Annotated in this window: 19 protein-coding genes and 1 tRNA gene; 16 read left to right on the forward strand and 4 right to left on the reverse strand. The window is 67.3% G+C overall.

What is annotated here, in order from left to right:
• Window positions 1-5 precede the first annotated feature (5 nt).
• Window positions 6-974: an NAD(P)H-quinone oxidoreductase gene (locus G6N10_RS14175; protein WP_085095590.1), complete on the reverse strand. Its 969-nt coding sequence runs from the start codon at window positions 972-974 to the stop codon at window positions 6-8.
• Window positions 975-1,040: 66 nt separating this feature from the next.
• On the opposite strand from G6N10_RS14175, the gene G6N10_RS14180 reads away from it, so the two are divergent.
• The 6 genes from G6N10_RS14180 to G6N10_RS20740 all read left to right on the forward strand — a co-directional run bounded on the left by G6N10_RS14180 (window position 1,041) and on the right by G6N10_RS20740 (window position 3,516).
• Complete coding sequence (locus G6N10_RS14180; protein ID WP_085095588.1) at window positions 1,041-1,553, forward strand: MarR family winged helix-turn-helix transcriptional regulator; 513 nt, start codon at window positions 1,041-1,043, stop codon at window positions 1,551-1,553.
• Between the two features lie 55 nt (window positions 1,554-1,608).
• Window positions 1,609-1,695 (forward strand) — tRNA-Ser (locus tag G6N10_RS14185).
• A gap of 246 nt (window positions 1,696-1,941) precedes the next feature.
• Window positions 1,942-2,190: a type II toxin -antitoxin system TacA 1-like antitoxin gene (locus G6N10_RS14190; protein ID WP_234810538.1), complete on the forward strand. Its 249-nt coding sequence runs from the start codon at window positions 1,942-1,944 to the stop codon at window positions 2,188-2,190.
• The gene (locus G6N10_RS14195; RefSeq protein WP_085095584.1) at window positions 2,187-2,693 is read left to right on the forward strand and encodes a GNAT family N-acetyltransferase; all 507 of its coding nucleotides are present in this window, start codon (window positions 2,187-2,189) and stop codon (window positions 2,691-2,693) included. The genes G6N10_RS14190 and G6N10_RS14195 overlap by 4 nt, the downstream gene beginning before the upstream one ends.
• A 200-nt stretch (window positions 2,694-2,893) precedes the next feature.
• On the forward strand, window positions 2,894-3,199 hold the full coding sequence (locus G6N10_RS14200; protein ID WP_133055131.1) for a hypothetical protein: 306 nt from the start codon (window positions 2,894-2,896) through the stop codon (window positions 3,197-3,199).
• A gap of 137 nt (window positions 3,200-3,336) precedes the next feature.
• Window positions 3,337-3,516: a ribbon-helix-helix protein, CopG family gene (locus G6N10_RS20740; RefSeq protein ID WP_407664029.1), complete on the forward strand. Its 180-nt coding sequence runs from the start codon at window positions 3,337-3,339 to the stop codon at window positions 3,514-3,516.
• 422 nt (window positions 3,517-3,938) lie between these two features.
• Here the strand turns inward: G6N10_RS20740 and istB are convergent, their stop codons facing one another.
• Both istB and istA read right to left on the reverse strand, forming a co-directional pair.
• Window positions 3,939-4,733, reverse strand: a complete 795-nt coding sequence (gene istB / locus G6N10_RS14210) for an IS21-like element helper ATPase IstB (protein ID WP_085095576.1) — start codon at window positions 4,731-4,733, stop codon at window positions 3,939-3,941.
• Window positions 4,730-6,259 (reverse strand): IS21 family transposase, encoded by a 1,530-nt coding sequence (istA, locus tag G6N10_RS14215; RefSeq protein ID WP_085095574.1) that lies wholly within the window; start codon window positions 6,257-6,259, stop codon window positions 4,730-4,732. The genes istB and istA overlap by 4 nt, the downstream gene beginning before the upstream one ends.
• A 174-nt stretch (window positions 6,260-6,433) precedes the next feature.
• Here istA and G6N10_RS14220 point away from each other — a divergent pair, with 174 nt between their 5' ends.
• On the forward strand, window positions 6,434-6,700 hold the full coding sequence (locus G6N10_RS14220; protein ID WP_085095572.1) for a hypothetical protein: 267 nt from the start codon (window positions 6,434-6,436) through the stop codon (window positions 6,698-6,700).
• A 134-nt stretch (window positions 6,701-6,834) separates the two neighbouring features.
• On the opposite strand, the gene G6N10_RS14225 is transcribed toward G6N10_RS14220, so the two are convergent.
• Entirely contained in the window at window positions 6,835-7,410 is a 576-nt protein-coding gene (locus G6N10_RS14225; RefSeq protein ID WP_085095570.1) for a hypothetical protein, read from the reverse strand.
• A gap of 454 nt (window positions 7,411-7,864) precedes the next feature.
• Here G6N10_RS14225 and gjpA point away from each other — a divergent pair, with 454 nt between their 5' ends.
• The 9 genes from gjpA to G6N10_RS14270 all read left to right on the forward strand — a co-directional run bounded on the left by gjpA (window position 7,865) and on the right by G6N10_RS14270 (window position 19,277).
• A complete protein-coding gene (gene gjpA / locus G6N10_RS14230; RefSeq protein ID WP_085095568.1) occupies window positions 7,865-9,418 on the forward strand; it encodes an outer membrane porin GjpA in 1,554 nt (517 codons plus the stop codon).
• Window positions 9,419-10,084: 666 nt separating this feature from the next.
• Window positions 10,085-10,975, forward strand: coding sequence for an MlaE family ABC transporter permease (locus tag G6N10_RS14235; RefSeq protein ID WP_085095565.1), 891 nt, complete (start codon window positions 10,085-10,087; stop codon window positions 10,973-10,975).
• A gap of 1 nt (window position 10,976) precedes the next feature.
• Window positions 10,977-11,831 (forward strand): ABC transporter permease, encoded by an 855-nt coding sequence (locus tag G6N10_RS14240; RefSeq protein ID WP_085095563.1) that lies wholly within the window; start codon window positions 10,977-10,979, stop codon window positions 11,829-11,831.
• On the forward strand, window positions 11,832-13,463 hold the full coding sequence (locus tag G6N10_RS14245) for an MlaD family protein (RefSeq protein WP_085095561.1): 1,632 nt from the start codon (window positions 11,832-11,834) through the stop codon (window positions 13,461-13,463). It abuts the gene before it with no gap.
• Complete coding sequence (locus G6N10_RS14250; protein WP_085095559.1) at window positions 13,460-14,515, forward strand: MlaD family protein; 1,056 nt, start codon at window positions 13,460-13,462, stop codon at window positions 14,513-14,515. Before G6N10_RS14245 ends, G6N10_RS14250 begins: the two co-directional genes overlap by 4 nt.
• Window positions 14,508-15,530, forward strand: a complete 1,023-nt coding sequence (locus G6N10_RS14255; protein ID WP_085095557.1) for an MCE family protein — start codon at window positions 14,508-14,510, stop codon at window positions 15,528-15,530. Before G6N10_RS14250 ends, G6N10_RS14255 begins: the two co-directional genes overlap by 8 nt.
• Window positions 15,527-16,645: an MCE family protein gene (locus G6N10_RS14260; protein ID WP_085095555.1), complete on the forward strand. Its 1,119-nt coding sequence runs from the start codon at window positions 15,527-15,529 to the stop codon at window positions 16,643-16,645. The genes G6N10_RS14255 and G6N10_RS14260 overlap by 4 nt, the downstream gene beginning before the upstream one ends.
• A complete protein-coding gene (locus G6N10_RS14265; protein WP_085095553.1) occupies window positions 16,645-18,012 on the forward strand; it encodes an MlaD family protein in 1,368 nt (455 codons plus the stop codon). Before G6N10_RS14260 ends, G6N10_RS14265 begins: the two co-directional genes overlap by 1 nt.
• Entirely contained in the window at window positions 18,009-19,277 is a 1,269-nt protein-coding gene (locus G6N10_RS14270) for an MlaD family protein (protein WP_085095551.1), read from the forward strand. Before G6N10_RS14265 ends, G6N10_RS14270 begins: the two co-directional genes overlap by 4 nt.
• The last annotated feature ends 28 nt before the right edge of the window (window positions 19,278-19,305 follow it).

Consider the following 19,305-nt stretch of genomic DNA (forward strand, 5'->3'; position numbering starts at 1 on the left):
CGCGGCTACACCGTCAGCACGATTTTTCCGGTCACCTGCCCGGCGGCCAGCATGGCGTGCGCCTCGGCGGCCCGGGCCAGCGGCAGCCGGGCACCGATGACCGGGCGCACCCGCCGATCGGCGATCATCGGCCAGACGTTTTCGGTGACCGCCGCGGTGATCCGGGCCTTGCCCGACGGCCCGTCGACCGGGCGTCCGCGCAGCGCGGTGGCGATCACCCCGGCCCGCTTGGCCAGCAGCTTGCCGAGGTTCAGCTCGGCCTTCACCCCGCCCTGCATGCCGATCACGATGAGCCGGCCGTCGGCGGCCAGCGCGTCGACATTGCGGTCCAGGTAGGAGGCCCCGACGATGTCGAGGATGACGTCGGCGCCGCCCTCGGCCCGCAGCACGGCGACGAAGTCCTCGTCGCGGTAGTTGATCGCGATGTCGGCGCCCAGCGCGCGGCAGTCGTCGAGCTTGGCCGTCGAACCGGCGGTGACGGCGACCCGCGCACCGAGGGCCTTGGCGACCTGGATGGCGTGCGTGCCGATCCCGCTGGCGCCGCCGTGCAGCAGCACCAGCTGGCCGGCGTGCAGCCCGGCGGTCTGGACCAGGTTGGACCACACCGTGGCGGCCACCTCCGGCAGCCCGGCCGCGTCGACCAGCGGCACCGGGTCGGGGACCGGCAGCAGCTGGCCGGCGGGCACCGCCACGTACTCGGCGTAGCCGCCGCCGGCCAGCAGCGCGCAGACCGGCTCGCCCACCGGCCAGCCGTCGACGCCGGGCCCGGTGTCGGCGACGACGCCGGAAACCTCCAGGCCAAGGATGTCGCTGGCCCCCGGCGGCGGGGGGTATTTGCCGGCGGCCTGCAGCAGATCGGCGCGGTTCACGCCGGTGGCGGCGACCCGGATCAGGACCTCTCCGGGGCCGGGTTGGGGGTCGGCGGCTTCGGTCCAGGCGAGCTCTCCGGGCGCGGTGACGGCGATGGCGTGCATGTCGCCGACGGTAGTCCAGCTCAGATGGGTATTTCGGTTGTCGGCACCGTGAAATATCATGCAGCTATGGAGGGGATCATTGCGGGTCGCACCGCGGGGGACATGCCGGGGCTGGATATAGCCGAACAGCGAGCCTGGGAGAACTACCTGGACTCGGCGTTACGGATGTACGCCACATTGAATCGGGGGCTGGCGGACACGCACAAACTGGGTTTGGTCGATGTTCGGTTGCTCGAATTGTTGGACCGGTCGCCGACCGGTTCGTTACGGATGGGGGATCTGGCCGAGGCGTTGCTGGCGCTGCCCAGCAGGGTGACCAGGCAAATCCGTCGCCTGGAGGGGCTGGGCCTGGTCGAGCGGACGTCGAGTCCCGAAGACGGGCGCGGGGTGCTGGCCGCGATCACCGACGAGGGCCGGGAGACCGTCGCCAAGGCGATGGTGACCTACAGCGAGTCCGTTCGGCTGAACTTTCTCAGCCAACTGTCGCGGCCGCAGATGGCGGCGATGGGGGAGAGCTGCCGGCGGATCGGCTCGGCGCTGCGCACGTCGGGGTCGCCGGCCAAATTCGGCCGGACCTGAGCCGCGCCGGGTCCGCCGGTCACCGGTCGGTCACACCACCGCTACGCTGTCGTGCGGTGGCGTGGCAGAGCGGCCTAATGCACTCGCCTTGAAAGCGAGAGACGGCTAACACCGTCCGGGGGTTCAAATCCCTCCGCCACCGCAGTTCAGGAGGGGTTTCGGGTTCGTGGGCAGGAGTCCGAGAACCCTTCCCTGTCACGCAATGTCACACGCCTGTGGGATTACAGATACGGACACGGGCGGCACCAGGTATCTCGATTCGGAAATGACGCCTCTGTAGCTCCCCGTAAGGCGTGGTGATGTACGGACAGTTACCGTACACTTTGTGTATCCAGTCCACTCACGCCACCGAAAGGGGTGCTCTAAGTTGTCCACGAAGACCAGGCGAATGGAGATTCGCGCCGCAGAACACACCCTGGAGCGCATCCAACGCGCGGCCAGTGTGGTTCACGAGCCTGCCTCGGAGTTCGTCCGCAAAGCCGCTCTAGCGCGAGCGGAGGAAGTGCTGCGACGGGACTTGGTTACCGTCATGCCCGCAGAGCAGTTCGACGCGCTCATGGCATCACTCGATGTTGCCGATGCGGCTCCCCGTCTTTCCTCTGCCGCACGGAAGCCCGCAGTATTCAACCGGCGATGACCGAGTTCGAGTCCTCGCGGCTTGAGGAGGGGCACATCCTTGCCGGGTTCGATTGCGGCAAGGACTCCCTCAACAACTGGCTGCAATCTGACGCACATCGTGTACACGCGGGAAGTGTGGCGCGCGTTCAGGTCTGGACGCCGCTTGGTGAGTCAAAGGTGTGCGCCTACTTCGCAATATGTCCTACGGAGGTGGTGCGCGCTGAGGACGGGGTAACAGGCTCGTTTGCTGGTGGTTACTCGCGCATCCCGGGATTCTTGATTGCACGCCTCGCTCTCGACAAGTCGCTCATTGGGCAGGGGTACGGGGAGCAACTGCTGCTCGACGCCCTTGGTATAGCTGTGGCGGCTGCTGAAATCGGTGGTGGACGACTCATCGTGGTCGATGCCATTGACGACGAAGCTGCTGAGTTCTATAAGAGATACGACTTCGTGCCTGTCAAGAAGCGCGAGCGCCGACTTGTCATGAAGGTCGTCACCGCCGCGGAGGCGCTCAGAAACTAAGATCTCGATGGTCTCTTCGAGCGCGCGAATCTTCTTACGCAGCGCACGCAACTCTTGGCTCTCCGCCGTCGACACCCCGGCCGTCTGGCCGTCGTCAGCGCCCGACCCCTACCCCCACGTGCTCAACCTCAGTGCCTCCGAACAGGACGTCAAGCGCCGCGGGATGTGCGCCCCCGCCAAAAGTGTTTACACTTTATGTGGTGGAGATCCGTATTGAGGAGGCAGCGCGTAGGCACGGGATCGAAGATTGGGAGATACGAGCGATCATCGAGTATCCGGAGTGCCGGATCCGACTCACCCCGCGGCGGGCGGGAGCTGATCCCCACTTGTTCGCCGGGCGGATCTATGACCAGCCGCCGCTGGAGATCATCGCGAACCTTGCCGACGAGGACGCGTGGACCGCGTTCCACGCGATGCTGCTGCGGCGTTCAACTGCACTCGAGGCGGACATGGACAGGTTGGCTCCTGGCCTGTTCGCCGCGATCGTCGACCACCAGCGCTCATGAGAAGGAGGAACGAAATGTCGGCAGAAGATGGTCTGACCAGCGACGACTACGCCGCCATGGCGCAGAGTTACGAGGAAAATCCCCCCCGCCGGGACGAGATGGTGGGCGACCCCTACGTGTCCCCCTCCGCAATGCGGATGGGGCGCCCCCGCGGGGGAGGCGAACCGCGCGGGGCGAGTCCGACGCGTGCGTTGCGGTTGCCTGCCCGTCTGGACGAGGCACTCGAGGAACGTGCCTCCAACACAGGTTCCACAGTCAGTGAGCTGATGCGCGAAGCTGTCACGGAGTACTTGGACCGCCACGGGGTCAGCTCCTAGGCAGCTGCTCCCACCGCGCATCCGCGCCCCTGCGCCACAACCCGCGGCAGTCACCGGCCCGCGCCCTGGCGATCAGGTCGCGTTCGGCGTCGGTGGGCGGGTGCGTTATAAGCGCAGCGAACCCCGCAGCGAGGTGAGCCGGGCGCACTGGTCGAACTCGGTGGTCGCGGAGTTGCCGGTAGTGGGATCTGTGAGTTCCGCTCGGCCCCAGTCCGCGGCCCAGTGGATGGTCCACCCGGACATCGTGGCGAGACCGTGCACCGCGGTGCGATGGTCCTCGGTTATGCGCGCCCCGAGCACCACCGGCACCCTGGCCAGGAAACGGTGATCGATTCTGGTCCGAGCGAAGTCGAGGTCGCCGAGGTGCGTTTCGTCAAGTGATTTGGCCCCACCGTCGTCATGAATTTTGGCCCCTCCTTCGGTTAGTTGGCGCGTCTGGCTTGGGTGGCGGTTTTGCTGGTGCGTAGTCGGTAGGACTTGGTGCCGGTTTCGAGGATGTGGGCGTTGAAGGTGACGCGGTCGACGATGGCGGCGACCAGGCGTGGGTCGGGGAAGACGGTGCCCCATTCGCTGAAGGGCAGGTTGGTGGCGATCGCCACGGAGGCGCGTTCTTCGCGTTCGGTGATGATCTGGAAGAGCAATTCTGCTCCGCGAGGGTCGAGTTGGACGTATCCGAGTTCATCGAGGCAGAGCAGATCTAGGCGTCCGTAGCGGGCTACGACCCGGGAGAGGACGTGGTCATCGGCGGCTTCGACGAGTTCGTTGACCAGTTGCGCGGTGGTGATGTAGCGGACTCGGCGGCCCTGTTCGCAGGCGGCCAGCCCTAGCCCGATGAGCAGGTGGGATTTGCCGGTTCCGGAGTCCCCGAGCAGCACGACCGGCTCGCCGGCGTTCATGTAGTGCCCGGCGGCCAGTTGCCCCAGCAGCGCGGGTGTGATGCTGGGAACGGCGTCAATATTGAACTCCGCCAACCGTTTCAGTCTGGGGAACTTGGCGTCGTTGATGCGGCGGGCACGGCGCCGTTCGGTGCGGTCGTCGACCTCGGCGGCCAGTACTTCGGCAAGGTAGTGCAGATGGGTGTGGCGTTCCCGGTGGGCGATCTCGGCCAGTCGGGTGGCTTCGGTGCGCACCGTGGGTAGGTGTAGTTCGCGGGCGGCGGCACCGATGGAGGCTTGCGCGGCCGCGTCAGCGGTCGCCGGGGTTTTGGTGGTGGTCATGAATCACTTCCGGTCAACAGGTCGTCGTAGTCGGCCAGTGAGGGTGCGGGCCGGTCGTAGCGGGCCAGGGCGCCGATCGCGGCGACGGCGACCAACGGGGTGGCCTCACGGCGAGCGTCGATGATCACCGCCTCGGGGTCCAGACATCCCGAGGCGACCGCTCGGTCCATCGCGGTGACCAGTGCGGCGGCGGCTATGGTGCGGTGCGCCAGCAGGATGGTGATCAGAGCGCGGGTTCCGGCGGCATCACCGCGGGCAGTGCGGGCGGCATCCCAGTAGGACTGGTGGCTGGTGGTGAACACACCGCGGGCCTTGGCCTGTGCCAGAGCAGTCGCCCCGGGCAGGGCGCCGGGTTTGGTCTTGAGGACCTCCAGATAGTGATCCAGGCACAGGACTTCGACGTAGCGTCCGGCCGCACGTTCGTGGCATGCCACCAGCCGGGGCCCGTCATAGATCTCGACGGTCCGTGCGGCCAGGCGCACCGGCAGACGTCGCCCGGCGTAGCGGGCCGGGACGGAGTAGAAGCATTGCCGCACAGACACTCTGGCCCGATTGTCGACACGGGCGTGCAGCAGCTTCGCACAGTCGAACTCCTCGGCCGGCAATTCCATCAATGCGACGGCTTCGGCGGCGAACGCCGCCCCGACGGTGATCGGACGGCCAGTGATCACCCGATCGTCGTCGAGGATGTCGGCGACCGTGATCAGTTCATTGAGCTCACCCAGGGAAGCGGCCGTGGGGACTGGGACGAGGTGGCGTCGCCGGAAGCGGCCGATCTCGCCCTCCACACCGCCCTTCTCATGGGCTCCCTCGATGCCCGGGCGGCAGAAGAACGAGTCGAATCCGTAGTGGCTGCGCAGCGCGGTGAACCGCTCAGACTCGGTGCGGTCACGGCCCTTGAGGACCCGGATGACTGCGGGTTTGAGGTTGTCGTAGCGGATCCGGGCCGGCACCCCGCCGAAGTACTCAAAGGCCAGCGCGTGGCCCTCCAGGAACGCCTCCTGGGCCTGGGTGGCAAATGCAACGTGAAACGCTTTGCCCGAGTAGGACAATCGCATCACGAACATCCAGCACTTCACCACCAGACCGGTGATCGTGGCGTAGAACTCCCCGAAGTCGACCTCGGCCTCGGCGCCGGCCACATGGGTCTGCGGGACCGACACCTCCTGGTGGTCGAGCCCCAGCTCAACCCGGCGACGCGCGACGTAACGCGACACCGTCACCTCCGAGCATGTGGCCCCATGCTCGGCCACCAGCCGCTGCCAGATCCGGCGGGCGGTATGGCGTTGCTTGCGCGGAGCCTGCCTATCAGGGATAAGCCAGGGGTCGATCACCGTCACCCATTCATCGATCGCCGGCCGGGGCCGCGCCGGGTAAGCCTTGCGCGGCGGGGGCACCGCATCAGCGAGTGCTTGACGCACCGTGCGGCGATGGGTGCCATGACGATCCGCCAACTCGCGGATCGACAGGCCCTCGCGCCGCCGGTCCCTCCTGATCTTCTCGAACAGTTCCACCCGTGACCGCATCCTGACCGACCTTCCCTGACCGCGACCGCCAGGGACGACGGGCGACAGGAACGATCTGAACGAGGGTGGGGCCAAAATTCGTGACGACACACCGCCCCACCCGGCCGGAAACGCTCACCAACCCACCGGGGCCAAAATTGGTGAAGAACACCGACCGAAGTGGGGCCAAGTTAGGTGACCACACTCACCGAGGAGAAGTACGGCGTAGGTGCCGCCGCCGACAGGAACAAGGTGGATGAGCCGGCCACCGGTGGCCGCGGCCACCACCGCGCCGATCTCGTATGCCACGTGCCGCGCCGCGGCGTCGGGATCGTCGCCGACGGGGAACGGAACCTCGTCTGCGAGCAGGCTGGGGAGCCCGTCTGCCCGACCGCGCTCGCGGACCATCTGCGCGCCGGCTCCGCCTTCGGGCTGCGTCCAGCAGCCATGCGCCGACCCTAACGGACCTGTTGTCGGGGGGCAGTCAGCCGCTCAGCGACGGCTTGCCCCCGGCCGAGACGGTGACGAACCCAACGATCGTCAGGATGGTGTCCAGCATGGGACTCACTGTGCGGCGCTGTGAAGGTGCTGGGTGATCAGGGCTGACTGTGGATGAGGCGGGCAATCAACGCGAGATCCTTGGGGATGTTTCCGGCCGTCGCGACCACGGACTCATACCAGGTGTCGATCTGCGCCAGATCGCTGGCGGGCAGTGGACCGTCGGCGGCGCGCGCGACCAGCGCCGTCAGGTCCTGGGCCGCGGCGCGGGTGGAGAGGAGCTGCTGCCGGTACCGGTCGGCGGTCTCGGGCTGATATCGGTCGCCCCAGAACACCAGGCCCTCGACGAGGTGCCGGTGGTGGAAGCGGTCACCAGCGATCGCCGCGATCCGCTCCCGTTGCGGAGCATTGGGCCGGGCCACCCGGGCGGCCATCGCGTCGGAGGCCGCTGCGAGCACCGCGTCCATGTCGACGACGGTGTCGGCGGGAAGCCCGGCCCTCGGGTCACATCGCCCGATCGCGGCGGAGGTCCGGTCCAGCAGGTTGGCTGTGTCTGGTGCCGGCAGCCGCGGCGGATCCCCGGGGATCGTGGCGAGCACCATGTCGTACACGAAGATCCGCTGCAGGTAGGCGTACAGAATCACCAGACCGTTGAGCTGTGATTGTGCGGTCACCCGGCCAGCCTAAGCGGCGGCACGCTGGGTCGGGATCGGAAATTCGGCCACCCTGAGCGGCCCTGAGGGGATGGCGAATGCCGTGGCACCTCGTCAGCGCAAGGCCGTCACAGGGCACCTCGATCGGCGCCGGCGATCCGGTGCCGACACCCCGTCGGGGTCTGGACATGTGCGCCCAAATAGTAGTTGCTTGCGAAAGCAACTAGCTTCACCGTTCCAGTCACACTCAGGAGTTTCTCAGCCCGCGTCGAACCATCTCTCTGCGCGATCACTCAGGGGTGACCGCGGGATGGTGCTCTGTGAAGCGCTTTGACCATTATGAACGTTGCTTTTAGGCCCTCCCGCGACGAAATCCTTCCGTTTTCAAACAAATTGTTTGAATCAGCAATCATTCAGGTAACTCTTAGGTAACTCCATCTACGTGAGTTGTTGTCCACGTCACTAGGAGCCTGAGATGGAATCGAGAATCCGCCCGTACACGACCGCCGGGGAAGCCCTGGTGGGTGCCAGCCTGATCGCCGTCACGCCGGTGGCGCCGCCGCCAACCGACATAGCTGTTTCACAGCAACAGGTCGCACTGTCCGCGGCCGTCGACCCGATCGGCCCGTGGACGGACCTCATCAACGAGTCCTCCGCCAATGCCACGGTCCTCGGCCAGACCTTCTTCCAGGGGCCCGGGCCGGTGCTGCAGCAGCTGATCGTCAACCAGCTCGCCCACCTGAGTCAGGTGCTTGACGATCCGGCCAGCATCACGGACATCGCCACCCAGGTCGGCGACAACCTGCAGAAGGCGTTCGAAACCGCCACGTTCCTGGGCGTCAAGCCCGATCCGGAGACGATGGATCCGCTCACGCAGAGCAACGACGCATTTCACGCAGTATTCGCGGCACTGCTGCCGATGTTCCTTCCGGAGGGGGATCCGACCACGACCGGGCTGATCACCCAGGCGGTCAACTTCCTGGCCTCGCCGCTCAGTGGGGTGCTCATCGGCTCGGTCGGGCCGGTCATCAGCCCGCTGGTGGCGATCGCCAACAGTTTTGCGGCGCTGGCAGACGCCGAGGACCCGGTGGCCGGGCTGCAGGAACTGGTGGCCATGCCGGCAAACGCGGCCGGCGCCTTCTTCAACGGTGCCACGCTGAACCTCGATGGGCTGCTGCCGGTGATCTCCGGCGCCCTGCCAATGCCGGAGGGCATCAGTATCGATTCGTTGAGCCTGGCCTTCGGCGGCCTGCTCACACCGGGCGGCACCGCGCTGGGCCCGGAAGGAGGGGAGCCGGCGCTCGAGTACGACCAGGGCATCGGCGGTTCGATCTTCAACTCGTTGGGTCTCAGCGTCGGCCTCTTCGGCGGCAAGCTCGACATCCCCGGAAAGCCCGTCGGCCCGATCGGCGCCCTGGTCAACCTGTCCCAGATGGTCTCGGGTGCGCTCGGCTGGGACGGCACGGGCAACCCGCTCGACGAGATGGAACTCCCGTCGGCGCCGGACATCCTGGAGTCCCCGGCCGCGCTGGCGGCCCCGCAGGGCCCGGCGGAGCTGCCCGCCTCGTTGGCAGACCCGGAGACCCCGACGGTGGACCTGTCGGCCAAATCCGAGCTGACCGCCCCCGCGGCCGACCCGGATGCCTCCGACCCGGCCGATCAGCTGAAGGTCAAGGAATCCGCAGATGACACCCTGACCGCCCTGAGCAAGGCCGACGAGGGCCCCGCGGTCAAGCGGAACCCCCCGGGCAGCAAGCTCGCGGCCGCCCTCAAGGACGGCGGCACCCAGGTCAAGGAGAAGGTGTCCAACCTCGGTAAGACGATCCGGGGCAACCTGTTCAAGAAGTCGAACAAGAAGGCGGCCTCCGATGCCGTCACGTCGGAAACGTCCACCGCGGACAAGTCAACCGCCGACACGTCGGCGCAGAGCACTTCGGCCAAGCAGTCGGCCGACAGTTCCGACAGCACCCCCAGCACCCGGGACCTCAAGCGCAGCGTCAAGAAGAGTGCGAGCAACGACGCGGCCTGACCCCGACGTGAAGCGGCCCCGCCTCCGGGCGGGGCCGCTTCCGGCCGCGGCGCGGCCCGCTCCGGATGGACGCCCGGGGCGGGAGTTTCGGATGTGATTACCGGCGCGGGACCGGCGCCGCTGGGGCGGCGTCGGTGCCCGCGCGGCAAAAGAGTTTGCGGAGTCTGCCGCCGATATTGCCGTTTGCAACGGATTTTCGGGCCGTCGCGGGGGCCGCAGCGAGCCGTCGGGCAACCCCCCTCGGTGCACCCGGCCGGAAACGGCCGTCGCCCCGAAAATCCTCCGCCGGACCGGTCTCCGGCGATGAAAAGCGCACTTACGGTGCGACTTTCGGTCGCGCCGAAACATCGGTTGACCGGCGAAAATTTACGGAACCCCGGCAAAGCGTAATGGCGTCTTCGGTTAGGGTCGTCACACCTCTTGCGCTACTGTGCGGTAGGTTACTGGCGGAATTTGCGAACCCATGACGTCTCTGTTCAGGTCTACCCGCCGTTTTCGAACGGTGACGATCTGATTGCTGATAGGTTCCTGGCCAACTAGAGACGACCCGACGGCAGTGGGAGGACCGGTGACTATGCGCCGCTGCGGCGAACTTGTCAGCTCCGACCTCGTACCCGGATGCCGCAAGGCCCCGATCTGCCCCGCCCGCCCAGAGGATTACCCCCGATGACGATCCAGGACGAGCGCCCCGCGGGTGAGCCGCCGGCCGAAGAGGCGCCCAAGAAATCCAGCGATGGCGTCAAGGCCATCGAGGACTGGAGCACCGGCTGGGTCAAGCGGCACCCGATGGCCTCCATCGAAACCGTCGGAGACCAGTTCGTCCTCGGTGTTCGCACCATTCAGTACTTCTTCGTCGACCTGTTCACCGGCAAGTTCCAGTGGCAGGAGTTCGTCCGGCAGGGCGCCTTCATGGCCGGCACCTCGGTGCTGCCCACCATCCTGGTGGCGCTGCCGATCGGCGTGACCCTGTCGGTCCAGTTCGCCCTGCTGGCCGGCCAGGTCGGTGCGACGTCGCTGGCCGGCGCGGCCAGCGGCCTGGTCGTCATCCGCCAGGCCGCCTCCCTGGTCTCCGCGGTGCTGATGGCCTCCGCGGTCGGCTCCGCGATCACCGCCGACCTCGGCTCCCGAAAGATGCGCGAGGAGATCGACGCCATGGAGGTCATGGGCGTCTCGGTGCTGCGCCGGTTGGTGGTGCCCCGGTTCGCCGCCTCGATCATGATCGCCATCGCGCTGACCGGGGTGGTCTGTTTCGTCGGCTTCCTGGCCAGCTACCTGTTCAACGTGTACTTCCAGAACGGCGCGCCCGGCAGCTTCGTGTCGACGTTCGCCGCCTTCACCAAGACCGACGACATGGTCGTCGCGATGATCAAGGCGGTCATCTACGGCGCGATCGTGGCGATCATCGCCTGCCAGAAGGGGCTGAGTACCAAGGGCGGTCCGACCGGCGTCGCGAACTCGGTGAACGCGGCGGTGGTGGAGTCGATCCTGGTGCTGATGGTGGTCAACGTCGCGATCAGCCAGCTGTACATCATGATGTTCCCGAGAACGGGCCTGTGACATGACCGCGTCAACATATTTCCCGGTCCGGCGGATCTTCACCCAGGCCGTCGACGGCGTCGTCAATCCGATCGCCCGGGTCGGCCACATGATGGTCTTCCTCGGGCAGGCGCTCGCGGGCATCCCGCTGGCGCTGACCCGCTACAGCAAGGAATTCATCCGGCTGCTCTCCGACATCGCCTGGGGCAACGGCTCGCTGGTGGTCGGCGGCGGCACCGCCGGCGTCGCCGTCGTGCTCGGCATGACCGTCGGCGCGCTGGTCGGCATCGAGGGCTACAACTTCCTGAACCTGCTGGGCCTGGGCCCGGCGACCGGCGTCATCTCCTCGCTGGTCAACACCCGCGAGCTGGCCCCGATCGCGGCGGCGCTGGCCTTCGCCACCCAGGGTGGCTGCCGGTTCACCGCGCAGCTCGGTTCCCAGCGCATCGCCGAGGAGATCGACGCGCTCGACGCGCTGGCGATCCGCCCGATCCCGTACCTGGTGACCACCCGGCTGCTGTCCTCGATCATCGCCGTCATCCCGCTGTACGTGCTCTGCCTGGCCACCAGCTATCTGACCACCCAGACCGTCGTCGCGGTGATCAGCGGCGGCTCCACCGGGTCCTACATGCACTACTTCACGCTCATGCTGACCGGCACCGACGTCTTCTACTCGGTGCTCAAGTGCGTGATCTTCGTGTTCATCGCCTCCACCGTGCAGTGCTACTACGGCTTCTACGCCAGTGGCGGCCCGGAGGGTGTGGGTGTGGCCGCCGGCCACGCCATGCGGGCCGCCATCGTGGTGGTCATCGTCGTCAACATGATGCTCACCATGACGCTGTGGAGCATCGATTCCGGCGTGAGGTTCGGTGGCTAGATGGCGCAATCATTCGATACCGACGGGCGCGGGTTCAGTGCTCGCCAACTGTTTTTCGCCGGTGTGGCGTTCTTCCTGGTCCTGGCGCTGACGATCTTCCTGCTGGCGCTGCGCTCCAGCGGAAAGTTCGAGAACTACACCCAGATCGTCGCGAACATGGTGAACGTCGGCGACGGCCTGCCGCCGGAGTCCGACGTGAAGTACCACGGGATGATCGTCGGCCACGTGAAGAACGTCATCCCCGCGACCGGGGGCGACCCGAACTACGTCAACGTCAACATCGATGCGCGGCACGCCGGCCTGATCCCGGCGTCGGTGACCGCGCGGGTGATCCCGGCCAACGTGTTCGCGGTGTCGGCGATGGAACTGGTCGGCGGCGACCAGAGCGGCCCGGCCCTGCGCTCCGGTGACCACATCACCGAGAACACCGAGCTGCCGACGGTGCTGTTCCAGACCACGATCAGCAAGATCCGGGACATGCTGGCGGCCACCGGCCGCGACCGCGAGGACCGCACCATCGGTGTGCTGGAGGCGGTCCAGGTCGCCACCCAGAACAAGCGGCCCAAGCTGCTGACCGCCGGCGCGCAGCTGCAGCGGATCCTTGAGGACCTCGACGGCATCGTCGCCCCCGAGCCGGATGACACCACGCTGTCGGCACTGATCAACGCCACCGAGGGGCTGCAGCAGACCGCTCCCGAACTCGTCGACTCGCTGCACAAGGCGATCCGCCCGATGCAGGTGTTCGTCGAGCAGAAGGCGCAGCTGTCCAACCTGCTGTCCACCGGCCTGAGCAGCGTCGGGCTGGTCCAGACCTCGATCGCCAACCACAGCGACCAGATGGTGCAGATCACCGGCAACCTGACCCCGGTGTTCGGGGTGCTCGCGCAGAAGTCCGAGCACTTCGTGCCGGCCTTCCAGAAGCTCAACCAGGTGTCGGAAAAGTTCTTCGACCAGGCCTGGATCCACGAGTACAACATCGTCAACCAGCGGGTCAACCTGTCGCTGACGCCGACCTACACCTACTCCCGGGCCGACTGCCCGACCTACGGTGAGCTCAAGGGCAACAGCTGCTTCACCGCGCCGACCATCCCGGTGCGCCCGGACCTGCCGCAGACGCTGCTGCCGCAGAACTACCAGCCGCCCAAGGACCTGGCGCCACCGCCGGGCACCATCGTGGGGGAGAACGGCAACCTGGTTGCCGTCGGCCCGCCGCTGATCAACCCCAACCCGAACCTGGCGGACCCGAACCCGCCGCTGCCGCCGGGCTTCACGCCCGCCCCGGCGGTGCCGTTCACCGCCAACCCGCAGAACGGCCCGCCGCCGCCGCTGGGCCCGACGGCCCCGGTCGCGCCGGTGGCACCGTCCTGGCTGCATCCCGGACCCCCGCCCGGCCCGGCACCCGGACCCGCTCCGGCGCCCGGCCCGGCACCGGCACCGGCGGGCTTCCCCGCTGAGGCCGCGCCCGCGTCCTACGGCGGCAACGTCGGCCCGGTCGGCAGCCCGCAGGAGCGCACCCAGCTCAGCGTGCTGACCGGGGACATCGCCACCCCGGCCACCCAGCTGCTGATGGGTCCGGTCGTCCGGGGCACCACCGTCAACGTCTCCGCCACCTCCGAGGAGGGCCCCCGATGAAGTTCCGCGGGACGGCCGTGGGTTTGGCCCTCTTTATGGTCATCGCGATGGGCCTGAGCTACACGGTCTACGTCACCCTGCGCCGGGATATCGCCGGTAAGACCCAGGAGTACGGCGCCGTCTTCTCCGACGTGTTCGGCCTGCGCGAGGGCGACGACGTCCGGATGGCCGGCGTCCGGGTCGGCCGGGTGGAGAAGGTCGAACTCGACGGCGACAAGGCCAACGTCCGGTTCGTGGTCCAGGAGGAGCAGAAGCTCTACGGCAACACGGTCGCCTCGATCGTGTACCAGAACATCGTCGGCCAGCGGTTCCTCGGCCTGACCCGCGGCGGCATCGGCGACACCGCCCCGGTGGAGCCCGGATTCGTGGTCCCGCTGGCACAGACCGACCCGTCGTTCGACGTCGGCAACCTGCTCAACGGCTACCAGCCGCTGTTCGCCACGCTGGACACCGACGCCGCGGAGAACCTGACCCAGGGCATCATCCAGTCCCTGCAGGGCGACACCGGCTCAATCACCGCGCTGGTCACCCAGACCTCCGGAATCGCCGAGACGTTCGCCGGCAAGGACGAATCTCTCGGCGGCGTGATCACCAGCCTGGACAAGGTGGTCGGCAACATCGCCGGGCAGAACGCCGACCTGGACAAGGTCATCAAGCAGACCAACCAGGTGGTGTCGAACTTCAACGGCCGGCGCCCGCAGCTGCGCGATTCGATGGGGTCGATCTCTCGGGTGGTCAAGGAAATCGGGATCGCCAGCAGCAATGTCCAGCCGGATCTGGACCAGCTGATCGGCCGCGAGCCCGGCTTCGTCAGCCACATGGTCTCCATCGAGCCGCAGCTGGCGTTCACCGGCGCGAACCTGCCGCTGATGCTCAAGGGCCTGGCCCGGTTCACCGGTGAGGGCGCGTTCGCCCAGATCTACGCCTGCGACCTGAACCTGACCGGGTTCATGCCCGGGTTCAACGACATCGTTCCCATCGTCGTCAACGCCGCCACCCCGGGCAGCAAGGCGATGTACACGCCGAGGTGCAGGAGCATGGCCAATGGCTAGGGAAAAGACCCTGGAGGACCGCAACCGCACGGTCCTCGGCCTGATCGCGCTGGGCGTGACGGGAGTGCTGGTCGGGGCCATGCTGCTGGTCGGCGCGCTGGGCCTGGGCTACCGGACCATCACCGCGCAGTTCAGCCAGGCGGGCGCGCTGATGCCCGGCAACCCGATCACGGTGGCCGGCATCGAGGTCGGCAACGTGAAGTCGATGAAGCTGATGGGCGACCACGTCGAGGCCAAGCTGAAGGTTCGCGACGACGTCAAGCTGGGCAAGGACACCCGGGCGATCATCAAGATCACCACGATCCTGGGTGCCCGCTACCTGTCGTTGGAGCCCGCCGGTGAGGGTGAGCTGGAGAACGGCAACATCCCGATCGAGCAGACCGAACCGCCCTACGACCTGCAGGCGGCGCTGACCGACATCACCCACAACTACCAGGACTTCAACACCGAGCAGCTGTCCCAGTCGATCGGCGTGCTGGGCAAGCAGCTCAAGACGCTGCCGCCGGTGGTGCCGCAGGCGATGGACAACATCCACACCCTGTCCGGGATCATCGGAGACCGCCGCGACCAGATCGGCTCGCTGCTCAAGACCACCCAGACGGTCACCAACACGCTGCGCAGCCAGCAGGCCAACATCGGCAACCTGGTCCGGCAGGGTCAGGAGTTCGTCGGTGAGTTCGTGGCCCGCCGGGCCGCCTTCCACGCCATGATGTCCTCGCTGACCAAGCTGATGACCACGCTGGATTCCACGGTGATCGGTAACCGCGCGCCGCTGGAGAAGCTGCTCGCCGATTTGGACAGCCTGACCGGGATGCTCGCCCAGCACGACGACATGCTCAGCAACATCCTGCAGATCGCCCCCGTCACGGTCCGCGGCCTGGCCAACTCCACCGGAACCGGCAACGCCATCGACCTGAACATCTCCAACGGCATCATGAATGACTCCTGGATGTGCGCCATCAGCGGTCGGGCCAAGCAGTTCGGCATGATCCAGTACTTCAAGGACTGCAAATGAGTAGCGGACGCAAGCGGTTGACGGTGATCGCCGCGCTGATCGCGGTGGTCGCCCTGGTGGTGGTCGGCGTGGTGATCAAAGAGGTCCGCGACCGGGTGAACACCATGCACCTGACCGCCAATTTCGCCAGCGCCTCGGGTGTGTTCGTCGACAACATCGTCTCGGTGCTGGGCATGCCGGTCGGCCGGGTCACCGAGGTGAACCCGCGCAACGGCTACGTCGAGGTCAAGTTCACCGTCGACGGCGACGTGAAGCTGCCCAAGGACGTCGAGGCGGTCACGCTGCAGACCGCGATCCTGACCGACCGTCAGATCGAGCTCACCCCGGTCTACACCGCGGGCGAGACGCTGGCCGACGGCGACACCATCGACATGAGCCGGACCCACGTCCCGGTCGAGTTCAACGAGGTCCTCGCGACGCTGGACAAGCTGGCCGCCTCGCTGGCCGGCAACCCCGACGGCACCGGACCGGTGTACGACGTGGTGAACAACACCGCGGCCGTCCTGGACGGCAACGGCGAGAAGATCAAGTCGGCGCTCGGGGAGCTGTCCACCGCGCTGCGGCTGTCGGGCGACCGCGGCGGGCAGACCAAGGAACAGACCCAGACCATCGTCAAGAACGTGAACTCGCTGTTCAGCGCGGCCAACGACAACGATGCGCTGCTGCGCCAGTTCGGCTCGTCGGTCCGCCAGCTCACCGACATCCTGGCCGACGAGGACCTGGGTTCGGGCACCACCGGTCGCAAGATCAACGACGTCCTGACCCAGGCCGCCGAGATCATCGCCAACAACCGCGAGCACATCAAGACGATCGTCAACAACGGTGACGTCATCGCCGACACCACGGTCTTCCGCAAGCGGGAGCTGGAGGAGTTCCTCGACGTGCTGCCGCTGACCCTGGAGAACGTCTACAACACCATCGACCGGCAGAACGGCAACCTGCGGATTCGCCTGATGACCGATCGGGTGCTGTTCGAGACCCAGCACATCAAGGAGATGTGCAACATCCTGCGGCTTCGCCAGCTCGGCTGCAGTACCGGAACGATCGCCGACTTCGGGCCGGACTTCGGCCTGACCTATGTTCTGGACGGAATGTCAATGATGGGGCAGAAGTGATGGCCCGGCGCGCGGTCGCCGGCCGCCGGAACCGGGTCGCCATCGCAGCATTGGTGGCGGGGGTCTGCGTCTCCACCGCCGGCTGCGGCGGCATCGAGAGCATGCCGCTGCCCCGGCCCGGCATGACCAGCGGCGGTGGCTACCTGATCAACGCCACCTTCGACAACGCACTGAACCTGCCCGCCTACGCCAAGGTGCGGGTCAACGGCGCCGACATCGGTTCACTGGAATCGATGCGGGCGGAGAACTACGAGGCCATCACCACGCTGCGGATCGACGACGGCGTCGAACTGCCGAAGGGCACCACCGCCGAACTGCGCTCGGCCACCCCGCTCGGTGACGTCTTCGTCGCGCTGCACCCGCCAACCGACCCGGCCCCGGGTACCCCGCTGCTCAAGGACGGCGACGCGATCGAGCGCAAGGACACCGCGTCGGCGGCTACCGTCGAATCGATCCTGAGCTCGGCGGCACTGCTGGTCAACGGCGGTGCGATACAGAACATGACCAACATCGTCAACGGTTTCGGCCGGGCGACCGGGGACAAGGGCGAGGCGCTCGGGAACCTGATCAGCCAGACCAACCAGACGCTGGGCAAGCTGAACGCCCGGTCGGGGCAGATCAAGCAGGCCATGGGTCAGACCGAGGCGCTGGCCCTGGCGATCGAGGGTAAGAACACCGAGATCACCGACGTGCTGCGGGAGGCCGGCCCGGCCACCGCGGTGCTGCGCGACAACACCAGCCAGATCATGGACCTGGTGGTGCTGACCGGCGCGACCACCCGCGAGCTGGAGAAGTTCCCGTCGATCGGCGGCACCGACACCAGCGGCCGCAGCATGGTCGCGGACCTGTCCACCATCGCCGGGGCCTGGAACGACGTGGCGACGGCGCCGGGCACCGACCTGTACGGCCTGAACCGGCTGATGGCGCCGGTGATCAAGTCCACGCCGAGCAACGCGCTGTCGGTGCGGACCAGCATCGACCGGCTGATCCTCGGGCACATCCCGGACATCGGGTTCCCCGGCGACCTCGGCTACCACGGCCCGAAGTGGAATAACTTCCAGCAGCTCGTCGGCGCGTTCAAGTACACGCTGTGGCGGCTGCAGGAGCGGATCGTCGGCAAGGGTCCGGACGTCCCGCAGGTTCCGGTGATCCCCAGCCCGACCGAACCGGACGTGCTGATCCCGGCGCCGCAGGGACCGCCGCCCGGACCGGCGCCCGCGCCGCCGGCCGACGCCGTCGGACCGGTCAATGGTGTTGCCCCGGCGCCCGGCGTCGAGGCGCCGGCACCCGGTCAAACCGTCGTCGCACCGGCTCACGGCGTCGCCCCGGCGCCCGGGCCGGGCCCGGCCCCGGAGGCAGGACAGTGATCGGCAAGATCGCCGACGGCGTCGTCGGCACCGTCCGCTACGGCTACGCGAAGAAGACCTGGCTCTCCTCGGCCGCACTGCTGCTGGTGCTGGCGCTGTCGATGGGCTGGATCATGGTCAACGCGCTGCGGTTCAACCCGTTCGTGCGGACCTACGACGTGAAGGTGGAGCTGCAGGGCTCCGGCGGCCTGCTGATCAACCAGGACGTCACCTACCACGGCGTGCAGATCGGCCGGATCGAGGACCTGACGCTGGACCCCGACGGCGTCAACGCGAACGTCCGGCTGGAATCGGCGGTGAAGATCCCGGCCGAGACCAAGGTGCGGGTGTCCGGACTGTCCGCCGCCGGTGAGCAGTTCCTGGACTTCTACTCCGACACGCCGAACACCGACGCCGGCTACAACGGCCCGTTCCTGGAGGACGGCAGCGTCATCTCCCGCGACCGGGCGACCCTGCCGGTCACCCTGGCCGAACTGTTGGCCAACGGCGACGGGCTGTCCCGCCAGCTGTCGGTGGAGAAGACCAAGATCATCCGCAAGGAACTCAGCCTGAGCCCGGAGGGCCCGGAGAAGCTCGCCGACATCATCGACGGCGGCACCTTCCTGCTGGCGACGCTGGACGGCGTGCTGCCGGAGACCTCCAAGACGCTGCGGACCAGCCGGATCGCGCTGGATCTGATCGGTGACAAGAACGCCGGCCTGAAGGCCGCCGCCAACAACATCGACAGCACCATGACCGGTGCGGACAAGATGCGCGACGGCTACCGCCGGCTGCTGGCCCAGACCCCGGCCACCCTCGGCCAGGTCGATGCGGTGATCAACGACAACTCCGACACCATGGTGCAGTTGCTGGGCAACACCGCGACCATCTCGCAGGTGATGTACCTGCGGGTGCCGGCGCTGAACTCGATCTGGACCGAGTACCGCGGGTCGCTGATGGACGCGATCGGCTCCACCATGCACGACAGCGGCGTCTGGGTGAACCTGGACATCTACCCGCGCTACGCCTGTGACTACGGCACGCCGCGGCTGCCACCGTCCGCGGCGGACTACCCGGAGCCGTTCCTGTACACGTACTGCCGCGACGACGATCCGGCCGTGCTGATCCGCGGTGCCAAGAACGCGCCGCGGCCCGCGGGGGACGACACCGCCGGTCCGCCGGTCGGCGCCGACCTGGGCAAGCAGTCGGATCCGACGCCCAAGGGCCGGTACTCCGTGCCGACCGATTACGGCGGCCCGACGCTGCCCATCGAGCCGCCGCGCTAGCGCGGGCTCGGTTACCCATCCGCAAGGA

The organism is Mycolicibacterium fallax, from assembly GCF_010726955.1.
GTDB lineage: Bacteria > Actinomycetota > Actinomycetes > Mycobacteriales > Mycobacteriaceae > Mycobacterium > Mycobacterium fallax.